The organism is Turneriella parva DSM 21527 (assembly GCF_000266885.1).
GTDB classification, from domain to species: domain Bacteria; phylum Spirochaetota; class Leptospiria; order Turneriellales; family Turneriellaceae; genus Turneriella; species Turneriella parva.
Genome location: NC_018020.1, coordinates 190,559 through 202,976, shown reverse-complemented (window position 1 = coordinate 202,976; position 12,418 = coordinate 190,559). Strand labels below are relative to the sequence as shown.

Sequence of the window (12,418 nt, the reverse complement as noted above, 5' to 3'; positions counted from 1 at the left end):
TTATTTTTCCGCGTTGCGCTTCTCGATCACGAGAACCGTGTTCGGGGCAGCCTGCATGTATTCGTATTCAAGAATCTGCTTCTGGCCTTCTTCGCTGAGAGCATAAGCGACAAACGCATCTTTGCGGGCATTATCGGGTACATAGACGAGAGCGAGCGCGCGTGCGAGCCGGTATTGGCCCTTTTGAATGTTCTCGACGGTTGGTAACATGAACGGGCCCTCTTTGTTGAGCGCATATTCGACGATGCGTACCTTGCCCTTGCCTTCAGATTTCGCAACGCCGACGCCCATGTACGCGATCGCTCCTGCATTGCTGGCGACAAAATCCAAAATCTCACGGTTATCGCGTTTGACTGTCGCCGTTGTTACGTATTCGGTATTTTTGAATGCACCATAAACCGCTTCGCCGAGATCTTTTCGGCGCAGCACATGCTCGCGTACAAACGCCTCGGTGCCTGAGTTGCGGTTACGCAGCACCGGCAAGATGGCCATATCGGGGCCACCCAGCTCTTTCCAGTTAGTGATTTTGCCCGAAAGAATCTGTGCATACTGGCTGAGGTGAATCTGCTTCAGCGGGTTTTGTGGATTCACCACAATCGCAAGCCCGTCGTAGCCAATTTCGACTTTTTCGAATTTACTGATGTCGGCGAGCGCCTCAAGGTGGGTTTCTTTAATCTCGTTCGAAGTCATGGCGATGTCGATGCGGCCGAGCGTCAGATCTTCGATGCCAGCCTTCGAGCCGCCGCCGCCCACCTTCGCTTCGAACTTATTCTGCTTTTTGTTGAAACCATTCGCGAGCAGCTGAATCGCGTCTTTCATGGTCTCAGACCCAGAAATTAGGATTTCTTGCTTTTTAGAACACGCGGCCATCGGCAGGCCGGCGAGCGAAATCCATATCAGGCTATGGAATTTCATAGCCAAGAGGCGCGCAATGGCGCATGAAAAGTTATTTCGGATAATTTTCATATTTAGTTAATTGCCATAATACAGAACTGAATCCGGCTGGCAAGGCATTTTGGGGTTGGGGACTAAAAATATCGGTTGGTTTGCCTGCGAAGCATTTTGAACCCTGCTTTACTGGCCTGTGGCAGCCAAGGCATTTACCCATGCGGTTTTTGGTTGTTGCAATCTTGCTTTGTGCCAGCTGCGAGAAGAGCACACGCAATTGGACTCGGCCGACAGGACTTTCAGCTGAAGAGGCAGTCGTCTCGACAAATGCGGCGCTTGAGACACTCTATGCACAGGGCTTTGAATCAGAGCGCCTTGACCTCGTGAACGGCGGCCTACTTGTTGGGGCCAGGTTCAACGGTCATGAAAAGAAGATGTTACTCGATACCGGCGCAACGTTCTCCAGCATTGGCAAAGGGCGTGCAGAGACGTTTGGCCTACTGATCGGAGACTTCTCGAATGAAGAGGATAAGGTATTCGTAACCTGGCTTGACGTACTAAAAGGACAACAATTGGCGCTGGCGCGATCATTTCAGGTCGCTGGTTACGATTATTCTCCTTGGGTTTTTGGTACGCATGAAAGTTTGCGGGGCGACCCACTTCTCGGTTCGGAGTATTTACGTTTCTCAGCCGCCGTCATTTTTACCCGTTTTCGATTTCTGGCGATTCAACCCGATGGTATCCCGGCCAAGTCTCTGGTTAAACTGCTGAAAGGGCATGGGTTCGCGGAATTGCCGATGCACGGATGGGATTATAGCGCGACTCTCAAGATTAAGCGCGGCAAAGGGACACCGATCAAATTCGGCGTGCCCTATGTGAACGTGAAAATGAACGGGCGCAGTGGTCGCATGTTGGTCGATACCGGCGCACACATGTCAATTGTCTATCGTGATCTCGTTGCCGATAAGGCAAATGAATTTTATCGGTATCAAGATTCTGCATCGATAGACGCAGCGGGCAACAGACAAGATAAGTATGCAGTTTTATTGGAAAATCTGGTCATCAATGACGCTTACCAAGTGAAACATCAATCGCTGTTTAATGCAAAAGACATTAGTAAGCGCAAAGCTAAAATGCAAGAATTGGGATTAGCCGAGGATAATCTAGACATGGGTGCCCTCGGGCTCGATTTTCTCGTTGAACACAACGCAATCATCGACATGGGAAATATGACCCTTTACTTACGATTCAACTAGGGCAACGGCGCGCGGTAGGTAGCTATTCGTAAGCAATATTCCATAGCTTAAACCCGCCGTTCACTTCAACGACGGCTTTCAGTATTTCGGAGTTGGCCAGCGTGACGGTCTTGTTCTCTTCCTTATCGAGAAATTCAGCGTAGAGCGGCAGGTCGCGGTGAATTTTTATGCCGTCGAGTTTTAGAATCTTTTTCGGCTGGCCCACAGTCATCTTAATGAGCTTCAAGCCACCAAAGCGTTCAAAGAGCTTCTTTGTGCCCTTCTGCCGGTCTGGAAGAGTCCAACCCCAGTAATCGTTCTCTGCGATGCTGCCATCTTTCGCCTCAGGCAATTGTTGGTAAACGGACTTGCGAAACTCACCAAAGGTGAGCAACCTGGCGTTCAGACACTGTGCATCGTTTGCTTCGATACAGCGCAAATGATGCTCTGTTAGCTCCTGAATGGAACCAAAGGGATCAGAAAGAGGCGGAAGCTTCTTTCCGCATGCCACGAAAATCAATAAGGTGAAGATAAATACTTTTTTCATGGTCTGTGGAAAGGCGGTCGGTTACCGACCGCCATTGACAAGCGTTAGTTCGCCGGGAAAGATACCCAGCCCATAGTTGTGCCCCAATTGTCTGTTTGGTTCTGGAAAGCGCCGATGAATGTGGCGGTCGCCATATCAGTACCATTTGGAGCGGCTGCAGGGTCTGCATACGTGGCAGTAATTGCCGCCGTTGGCCGAAACTCATTGATGCCGCTTGTAGCACCCCAGAGAACACCTTCTGAGGGTCGGCTCAGTGATGGAGTCGTGCATGCCAGGTTTGTGGTTACGTTGTTGGTGTTGCCATCTGGAAAAGTTACTGCCAGGGTGTTAGCCACGCAGCCAGCAGGCTGGTTCGCTCCAGAGCAAAACAAGCTATCGGCTGTAGTCTTGGCTGTCGTGAATGTTGCGTTGGTGAATGCACATTCAATTACATTCGACTGAAAGCGCAGGTCGAAAGACGCTCCGTAGTTGGTTGCTGGCGTATTGCCTGCGTTGGTAATTGAGTTGGCTGCAACTGCAATGACGCCATTCGCACCCCAAACGTGGGCGATGTAAGAGTTGTCGAGTTCCATAGTGCCGCTTGCACGCACGCTGATTATGCCCTCGACTGTCTTGTTATATGAGCCAAGAATTGTGAAGTTTGAGAGCTTTGCGTTAGTTGACCGGTTCGCGTCTGCACCAACACCATCATATTCGATGCCCTGGTCGCCGTCTTTAGGCACAGCTGCTACGATGTAGCGGGCAGTACCTCTCCAGCCTTCGTCGACATCAAATGCGTCATCTTGATTGTTGGTGATGAGTGCGTAGTTCACGTTTACTGCACCGCCAAATATCTCTATGCCATCGTCTGACCCGCGATGAAACTGCACGTGGTCGATGGTCGTTCCACTGCCAACACCCGCGAGGAACAAGCCGTTAAATTCTTTACCACTCGCGATTTCGCGACCAGCAAATTCAATGCGCACATACTGCAGCGTACCGCTGTTGTCAGTGTTGCCCAAAGTGCCCGCGCATGCGTTGCCTGCGTCACCGCAACCATAAGGACCGGTGAAGATTTCTGAGTCAGTCGCATAATCTGCGCTCGCTGTGTTATTCGTAGCCGATTTGCCATGAATCACGATACCGCCCCAGTCTGATGGATTGCGTGAACCTTGGTTGCCACCGCTGGTGAAAATCACGGGGTTGGTGTCCGTGCCTATGGCGGTGATTATGCCACCACGCTTAACCAGAATGTAGCTTAGCGTACTGGTCGAAGCGAGTACGCGCGCACCTGCATTCACAGTCAGCGTCACGCCGCTGTTCACCTCTACTTTGCCGCGAATCGCGACGCAGGCATTAGCCGCGATTGTCTTATTCGCTGTAATAATGCCTTCGATTGTCTCACTTGGCGTGCAGACGGGGTTTGATACAGTCGAGCTTGCCGCCGCCGCATCCTCAGATTTGGCACACGAGACTGCGAAAGTTGCCGCAACCGCGAGTGCCAACCATTTTGTTGTTGGTTTCATTCTTTTTCTCCTGTTAATTTCTTTCAGCATTTATGTACTGCGTTGCGGCGATTTCTTATAGTTTGTAGGTCAGACCAAACGAAATGTTCACACCTCGTCGATACGTCTGAATCTCTTGCCTTTCGCTGCCGCTCCCTTGACTGACTTCAATTAGTGGATTCAGAATATTACCCACGGATACTTTCAAATCCATCTTCTCGCCGAGTTTTTGTTTACCGATCATGTCGAGGGTGCCGTAAGTTTCTTCGTACGTATTCGGCAGGCCGTTGACACCCACCTGGGCAATTCTTCGGCCAAAGATGTTATAGAGTACCGCTACACTGGTTCCTGATTTTTCCCGGTCGTAGTAGAGACCCGCATTTAACAACCAAGGTGACTGACCCTGAAGCGGTCGATTTGGATTGGTCTCTGCCGTCGTGAGGTTAGGATTCACTGTAATCTCTGAGGTCACATAGGTTGCGTTAAAGAGCGCAGAAAATTCTTCTATATAGCTGGTAATGAATCCGAGTTTCTTGCGGACTTCAAATTCAGCACCGAGTAGTTTCGCGCGGGATTGGTTCACGTACGTAAACTGTAGGTCGTCTGCAAGGGCGCCTACGGTCGCCTCGATTGGGTTGCGAATGTCTTTGTAGAAGCCGCTGATAGCTATAATCTCACCCACCGCAGGAAACCATTCGATGCGCGTGTCATAGTTATTGATAGTTGCAGCCGAAAGATTAGGGTTACCTTTGATCAAGGCACCTGTCACGAGATCGTCAAAAACTCTGAAGTTTGAGGCTTCGATGAAGTCCGGTCGGTTGAGTGTTTGGCTTGCCCCGAAGCGAATATTCAGATCGTCAATAGGCGTATAAATCAAATTCGCCGCCGGCATGAAGTTTGTAGATTTCAGTGCAGCATTGACTTTCTGATTTCGCGCAAATATGTTGAACGATTCGCTAGTCTGCTCCCATGATTCGGCGCGCACACCCGTAACAAGACGCACTCTTGGAATTAAAGGCACGTCAAATTGTGTATAGCCGGCACCTATGGCGAGCTTAGCGTTGTAGGCATCAAAGCCTTCGGCCTCAGAAGTGCCAGTGACTTCTGACATCATGGGCGCGCCGGTGAGAAAAATCTGCTCAGCCGTTTGTGTCAGGTCGATTGCAGTGTTCGTTAGGTCATGAGTAAAGCGGCGGCTGATCGTCTCACGATTTCGGTACGAGCCATCAGCACCGAGCGTGAATTTTGACTTAAGACCCGACCATTGTTCAAACGGTATTGACCAGCTTGCACCCGCCTGGTAGACCTGCTCATTATGCTTGTTAAAGTACCGCGTCATGTTGCGCGTCTGCTGAAATTGGCCGTCAATGCCGTACCGAGTGACGCGTGTATCCGGCGTGTCCCGGCCAGCGAGAGCAACGGTACCGAACCAGTTTATCTCTGAATCCAGAAAGCCCAGCCGGTGTTCGCCAGCGAGCTGGTTAAAGATTAGACTCGATTCTTGGAAACTAAGGATGGTTTTGGTTCCTTGATTTGAAAAATCGTATTGCCCCTTATTCTGACGGGTTGTGTCAGTTGATTTATGGGTGTAAAAGCTGTTAAGCTTGAACTTCGATTGCTTCGAAGATGCAAACGCCGTGGAAATCTGAGCGCTTTTCAGCGTAGAATAGCTGAAGTCTTCATATTTATAATCAGCAGCAACCGACTTGTCGGCGAGGTAGCGTTTGAAGGTGCCTTTTTCTGTCTGTGAGCTTTCCTGAAAAAATCCAGAAACGAGAAAGCCCAGTTTGCGGGTCTCGTCTATTTCGTACGTTTTGCCAAAAGAAGCTTCAATTTTTCCCGCTGGCCTGCCCGAAATATCCTGACGAGACCAGACATTGCTGAATTTCTTCGCGAATTCGATTCTCTCAGCGTTCGTGAAACCTTCACCGAAGCTAAAGGGCGAAATCTTGTTATTTACAACGCTCGCGGGCAAAGCCCTGCCACCGTCGTCATAGCCGAGTGCATCGAGTGAGCCACCTTTGTAAGTACCGAATGGCTGAAAGGTAGTGATTGAATTCATACCAAAAGACAATCCCACTTTTGCTTCGCGTTCGTCGGGGTAGTCTTTCGTATTGATATTGATGACGCCGCCGCCAAATTCACCTGGCAACTCTGGCAAATAGCTTTTGATGATCGTGACGTTGTCGAGCAGTGATACGGGAAAGATATCCAATGGTACGACACGCCTTGTGGGTATCGGTGAGGGTACCTGCGAACCATTAACCTGGACCATCGAATAACGTTCAGACATACCGCGAATGAAGACGAACTGCCCGCCCCCGACGATGCTGACGCCTGTGACGCGCTTCGCTGCATCAGAGGCATCGCTGTCAGGCGATTTGCTGATCTGCTCAGCCGAGATCGCATCTTGCGCCGCCGCCGCTTTCTTCTGCTTGCTGAGCAGCGAGGCAGCAGTATTATCGACCCGCTTAGCTGTTACCACAACCTCTGACGAGACTTTGTAGTTCAGCGTCACGTTCGCGACTGCTGCCTTGCCGGTGCCGACAGTGACTTTCGTTGCCGAGGGCTGGTAGCCGGTGATCTGGTAGGTGACGGTCTGCTCGCCGACGGGCACGTTGGTGATGACGTAGTTGCCGTCGATGTCGGTGATGCCATAGACGCCGAGTTCTTTGATCACTGCGGTGACGCCGATCATCGCCTCGCCGTTAGCAGAATCGAGCACGCGGCCACGAATTGTGCCGGTGGCGCCGCTGGTTGCGACGGCCGCGGGCGCTGCCGCGGGTTTTGCACCCTTGCGTTGTGCGCCGATACCGCTGATCGAGACGAGCAGCATAAGGGGGATTAATCCCCGTGCTGTTCTGGTCGCCGTGCGGCTGAGATTACCCTGTTTCTTGGGGCTCTGGTTCATTTTGTAACTCCTTGTTTGTGCTGTGCGTTATGGTGTAAAGCTATATTTAGGTATTTAGCTAAACGGCAAAGTTAATTGGCTGATTAACTATTCATTCGAAAAAACAGGCAGAAATTTTATTTCTGCCTGTTGCTCGCATACCTTAGTTGAGAACGAATTTTACGCGCTCATAATATTTGACTACGATTGCCTTGCCGGCCGGGCCGATTGAGGGTTTGAAGCGCTTGGCTTTGTAGGTTTTGGCTGCGGCTTCGTCGAGGCCCATGCCGAGCTTTTTGCCGACGGGTTTTGCGCGCAAGACCTTGCCGTCTTCAGAGATGACAATCTCAAGCGTGACGGCGCCTTCAATACCGGCGGACCGCGCCTCAGACGTGTAGGCAGGGCGAATCTCGGGTGAGAGGTCGACAGGCATCGTCGCGCCGCCGACTGCCGCGTTCACCGCCGTCGCAATGCGTGGGTCTTCTTGGTTCGGGTCCGGCGGTGTCTTGTCTTTCAAGAACTCGTTGCCGAAAACTTCGTCGACCTCTTCGCGTGGTTTGACGTTCTTCTTTTTGAACGGCTGCACCACGTCGCCGAAGTCGACGGTCACGGCGAGCTTGTCGAGCTCTGAATCGTCGGGGCTCCAGTCGATTTTGACGACGGTGATCGCAATCGATAACACCAGCAAGATCGCCCCGAGCCAGACCGACTTGTTGCGGCTTACCCAGGGAATCGTCTCGTAGTTCTCGAACGTGTTCGAAAGACCCGGGTAGACGAGCCGGCCGTCTGTCAGGCGAATGCCGTCAAAGCTCACGACGCCGCTGCGTGAGCTACGTTTCTCCCCCCACCCAGCCTCCCCCCGCTTGCGGGGGGAGGTGCCAAAGGCGGAGGGGGGACTTGTGAGCGTCATAAATCCTACTTGCCTTTTTTGGCCGAATCGACCGCAAGACCGACTTTGCTGATGCCCGAGAGTTTAACGTCATCGAGCACTTTCAGCATGTCGCTGTACTTTGTATCTTTTTCCATGCGCAGAATCACGGCAACGTCGGGTTGCGCTTTCTTCGCTGACGTGAGGCGGGGTCCAAGTTCTGCGAGGTCTTTGACTTCTTTGTCGCCGATAAAGACCTTGCCGTTGGGCTTAATCGTGATCGCGACTTTGTGCGGTTCGCGTTTCATCGCCACGGCGTTTACCTTCGGCAATTGAATCGGCACGGTGCGGTATTTGGTGAACTCGGCGGTGACCATCAGAATGATCACGAGCACGAGCATGATGTCGACGAGGGGCACGACGTTGATGTCGCCAATGACCTCGTCGCCAGAATCGTTACCTACTTTAGCAGCCATAGTTTTCTCCTTTTGCTCCCCTCTCCTTCAGGAGAGGGGCTGGGGGTGAGGCTTATTTACCGCTCCGCGTCGCGCGGCGCAATGCGACGATAATGTTGGTCACTTCTTCTGAGTTTGACATTTTGCGCTTAATGACCGATGAGAAATAGTTGAAGAGCATGACGCACGGTATCGCCACGCCAAGACCCATCGCGGTTGCCACGAGTGCTTCAGAGATACCTTTCATTACCACTTGTGGGCCTGCGTCGGCAGCGCCCGCGAGGTCGCGAAACGCTTTCATAATACCGAGAACCGTGCCGAGAAGACCGATAAACGGCGCGTTATTGCCGAGCGTTGAGAGAATCGGCAGGCGGCTGCTCAGGTAGCGGCGCTCGGCGACGGTAGCGGCATTGGCGTATGACTGAATTGTATCTTCATCGTGCTGCCAGCCTTTGAGCGTGACGGCGACGATTCGGCCTTCGACACCATATTTTGGGTCAGAGACTTCTTTTGCGAGTTCTTCGCCGGTTGCCGGGTTCTGGCTGAGCTTTTCAGTCACCAGGCGCACGAGTTCGGCGTTGGCCGACTTGCTGTTCAGAATTACCCACAGGCGGTCAGCGCCGATGGCGAGCGCGACCAGAAAGAGCGCCATGAGAATCCACAGGGCCGGGTCTTTGCTGTGAAAGATATTGAGTTCGCCCGCTTCAGCGAAAGCTGCGGCCTCTTTGTTACCTTCGGCGCCGAGGGGAGCCGTTTCCGCTGCCGCAGGGGACGCCGCACCAGCGGCTGGGGCGCCTGCTGCGGGGGCTGCCGCCGCCGGAGCGGCTGTCTGCGCCGTGACAGACATCGTCACGAACACGACGCCGAGCGAAAGAACGAGAAAAAGCAAGGTCTTGCCGGTGCTTTTGGGGCTGTTTACGAGGTTTTTGAACATGGTATCTCCTGTTTTTGGGGTTCAAAGTCTGAGAATGAGTCCCTTGGGCTGATTCTCAGACCTTGCCATACCCCTCTGCGGCTGTATCTCAAGACTGAGATATATTGTAAATTGTAAACTTAGCTAATTAACTAAGTGTATGCAATTGGTGCAGTGCCCAGAGTTTCCTCACAAGGAAACAGTAGGCTGTCGGCAGAATGCCAGTCCAGTTCCGTTCATGGCCCTGAAAATCCATAGCTGAGGTCTGCCAGAATCAGCCTATGCTATGGAATTCCATAGCTGCGCTGAACTCCGAGCTCTTTGTCGGCCTGCCGCTCATGGCAGAAAATAGCATTTATCGGTAATTTTGGGCATTCGGTCGGCGTTAGGCATTCTTCTGTCTTCATCTCCGTGTCCCTCCGCGGCCTCCGTGGTTTATCAACGAGGTATTCACATGGTTCATCGGGCACTACCGAGCTACGTATATTTCGAATTGACACCGGCGTCAGCCCGGTATTACCCTGCCTGATGCGCCGAGTACTGCCTCTCGTCTTGGTATTTACCGCATTTTCACCCGCATTCGCGGCCCTCAAAAAAGTCATTATTCTACCGATCATCAACATCGACAAAGACGCCAATTTCGCCTACCTTGAGGGCTCGATCACCGACAGCCTCAAAGAGCGTCTGCGCGAGAAATTTGCGTTCGACGAGCTCGCCGAAGAAAAATGGACGCTGGTCGCAGAACAGAACTTTATCCTCAAAGACGACTTTCACACCCGCACTGCGGCAATGAACCTCGGTATTCTCGCCAACCAAGATATTGTGATCAACGGCGGATTTAAACCCGTGAACAAGAAACTCGCCGGGGGCAAGATCAAATCGAGCATTCATGCAACGGCGCACCTGCTCGACGTTAAAAAGAAGAAGACAATTGCCACGATTGAGCTCGATCTGCCGGCAGACAGCGAGCTTTTCACTGCCGTGGGCCAGGTCGCCGACCGTATGGAAGCCGAAACCCGCAAGGTTATCCCGAGTAAAGAAGATGCAGCACGCTCAGGCCTTACGGCCGAAAGCGCGCCGTTTTTCTCTGATTTTAGCCTCGGCCTCAGGGGCGGTGGCGGCGTCTACGTTTCGGGCTATGCGAAATATTTTACCGCGCAGCTACCGGCTTTGGGGGCGATTCTGCACGCCAATATGCCGCGGTTCGGGGGCTTAACGACCGAACTGGGTTTTACATTCATGGGCCACCGGCTTCGAGAGGGTAACGATGCCGCGATTCAGCAGCTTGGTGCCTCAGCGACCACAGCCAATTACATGGCATCGTGGAGCTTAGGGTACCGCATCGGGCTATCGGCACGCTGGTATCTTGAACCACAGCTGGGTGGCGGCTACGTCATGCAAACGACTACAGTCACAGGCAGTGGCATCAATTCGACCCTGAATAACGGCTTTCCGTTCGGCAGGGCAGGGCTCATGACCGGTTTTCGCGTCAACCAGCTGATCGACCTGTCGGTGAGCGCCGAATCACTGGCCTATGTTGAGCAGGGCACCATGACTTTCTTGCCGCTCGTACTCGCCGGGGTGCACTACAAGTTTTGATTTGCGCCTTATGTCGCTTAGCCTTTATAACCGAATAGGGTGAGCCACAAGAAAAAGCAGCGTCAGACCGGTCAAAGAGCACCCGCTTCAAATAAACACTATCCTAAAGAAGAATGCGGCATCGTCGGCGTTTATAACGTCGAAGAGGCTGCGAACCACGCATACCTGGGCGCCTACGCGCAGCAGCACCGTGGCCAAGAAAGCGCAGGCATCGTCTCGTCTGACGGCGAACGCCTCTACCGCTACGCAGGCATGGGCAAAGTTGCGGATGTATTCACGCCACAAAAGATTCGCCAGCTCATGGGCCGGCACGCCATTTCTCATAATCGCTATTCGACCACCGGCGCGAGCTTCTTGCGCAACGCGCAGCCAATTCGTTTCGAATCGCGCCTCGGCACCATGGCGCTCGCACACAACGGTAATTTAACCAACGCACAGACTGTTCGCCGTTCGCTCGAAGAGCTGGGGTCGCTTTTTCAGACGACGATCGACACCGAAGTGATCAGCCATCTGGTTGCGCGTTCGCGCGCCGACAATTTTACTGACGCGCTCATTGAAGCGGTGACGCAGATTCGTGGCGCGTATTCGCTCGTTGTGCTCACCGGCGACACGCTCTATGCTCTGCGCGACCCGAACGGGTTTCGGCCGCTTGTCATGGGTAAAAAAGATGACGGCTTTATTTTTGCCTCTGAAACCTGCGCGCTCGACATTATCGACGCCGAATACGTGCGCGACATTGAACCGGGTGAACTTGTTGTTGTGACCCCGCGCGGCGTGACTTCGCTTTTTCCGTTTGCGAAAACTTCGCAGAACCTCTGCATTTTCGAATATGTCTATTTTTCGCGGCCCGATTCTTTGGTCTTCGGCAAGTCGGTCTATAACACGCGCCTGCGCATGGGCGAAATTCTCGCAGAAGAGTCGGGCGTCGAAGCCGATCTTGTGATGCCCGTACCCGATTCATCTTCTGTAGCTGCGCTCGGTTATGCCCGCCAAAGCGGATTGCCCTACCACATGGGCCTCATTCGTTCGCACTATGTCGGCCGCACGTTCATCGAACCTGATCAGAAAATCCGTGACTTTGGCGCGAAAATCAAGTACAATGCGATCGCCGCTGTTGTGAAAGACAAGCGCGTCGTCGTGATCGACGACAGCATTATGCGCGGCACGACGACCCGCAAGATTGTGAAGATGCTCAGAAACGCCGGCGCAAAAGAAATTCACGTCCGTATCGCGAGCGCTCCAACACGGCATGCGTGTTATTATGGCATCGACATACCGAGCCCGTCAGAGCTGATCGCGGCGACGCACACGATTGAAGAGATTATCAAATACCTGCGCGTCGATTCACTCGCATACCTTTCGCTCGAGGGCATGCAACGTGGCGCGGCTGATATCGAAGGCGGTTCTGGCAACGCCGGTTATTGTACTGCATGTTTCGACGGCAAATATCCGGTGAGGCTCGATGAAAACGAAGCGATCTACTCAAACCAAAAAACGCTCTTCAGCGAATACGAAATCGAAGAAAGCGCGTAGTAAAGC

The 12,418-nt window shown here is 52.7% G+C and carries 10 protein-coding genes; 3 read left to right on the top strand and 7 right to left on the bottom strand.

Annotated elements, in window-relative coordinates; translation table 11 throughout:
* Positions 1–966 (bottom strand): phosphate ABC transporter substrate-binding protein, encoded by a 966-nt coding sequence (locus TURPA_RS00945; RefSeq protein ID WP_014801406.1) that lies wholly within the window; start codon positions 964–966, stop codon positions 1–3.
* Positions 967–1,106: 140 nt separating this feature from the next.
* On the opposite strand from TURPA_RS00945, the gene TURPA_RS00940 reads away from it, so the two are divergent.
* Positions 1,107–2,144 (top strand): pepsin/retropepsin-like aspartic protease family protein, encoded by a 1,038-nt coding sequence (locus TURPA_RS00940; RefSeq protein WP_014801405.1) that lies wholly within the window; start codon positions 1,107–1,109, stop codon positions 2,142–2,144.
* Positions 2,145–2,166: 22 nt separating this feature from the next.
* Here the strand turns inward: TURPA_RS00940 and TURPA_RS00935 are convergent, their stop codons facing one another.
* The 6 genes from TURPA_RS00935 to TURPA_RS00910 all read right to left on the bottom strand — a co-directional run bounded on the left by TURPA_RS00935 (position 2,167) and on the right by TURPA_RS00910 (position 9,301).
* Positions 2,167–2,670 carry a hypothetical protein gene (locus tag TURPA_RS00935; protein ID WP_014801404.1) on the bottom strand — a complete coding sequence of 168 codons (504 nt, stop codon included), beginning with the start codon at positions 2,668–2,670 and terminating at the stop codon, positions 2,167–2,169.
* Between the two features lie 44 nt (positions 2,671–2,714).
* Positions 2,715–4,175, bottom strand: a complete 1,461-nt coding sequence (locus TURPA_RS21190) for a hypothetical protein (protein ID WP_014801403.1) — start codon at positions 4,173–4,175, stop codon at positions 2,715–2,717.
* A 55-nt stretch (positions 4,176–4,230) separates the two neighbouring features.
* Positions 4,231–7,065 (bottom strand): TonB-dependent receptor, encoded by a 2,835-nt coding sequence (locus tag TURPA_RS00925; RefSeq protein ID WP_014801402.1) that lies wholly within the window; start codon positions 7,063–7,065, stop codon positions 4,231–4,233.
* A gap of 142 nt (positions 7,066–7,207) precedes the next feature.
* Complete coding sequence (locus TURPA_RS23925; protein ID WP_053332081.1) at positions 7,208–7,858, bottom strand: energy transducer TonB; 651 nt, start codon at positions 7,856–7,858, stop codon at positions 7,208–7,210.
* A gap of 101 nt (positions 7,859–7,959) precedes the next feature.
* Positions 7,960–8,388: an ExbD/TolR family protein gene (locus TURPA_RS00915; protein WP_014801400.1), complete on the bottom strand. Its 429-nt coding sequence runs from the start codon at positions 8,386–8,388 to the stop codon at positions 7,960–7,962.
* A 52-nt stretch (positions 8,389–8,440) separates the two neighbouring features.
* Positions 8,441–9,301, bottom strand: a complete 861-nt coding sequence (locus TURPA_RS00910; protein ID WP_014801399.1) for a MotA/TolQ/ExbB proton channel family protein — start codon at positions 9,299–9,301, stop codon at positions 8,441–8,443.
* 507 nt (positions 9,302–9,808) lie between these two features.
* Between TURPA_RS00910 and TURPA_RS00905 the strand changes: the two genes are divergently transcribed.
* Positions 9,809–10,879 carry a hypothetical protein gene (locus tag TURPA_RS00905; protein ID WP_014801398.1) on the top strand — a complete coding sequence of 357 codons (1,071 nt, stop codon included), beginning with the start codon at positions 9,809–9,811 and terminating at the stop codon, positions 10,877–10,879.
* Positions 10,880–10,999: 120 nt separating this feature from the next.
* Positions 11,000–12,412, top strand: coding sequence for an amidophosphoribosyltransferase (gene purF / locus TURPA_RS00900; RefSeq protein WP_053332258.1), 1,413 nt, complete (start codon positions 11,000–11,002; stop codon positions 12,410–12,412).
* Positions 12,413–12,418: the final 6 nt, after the last annotated feature.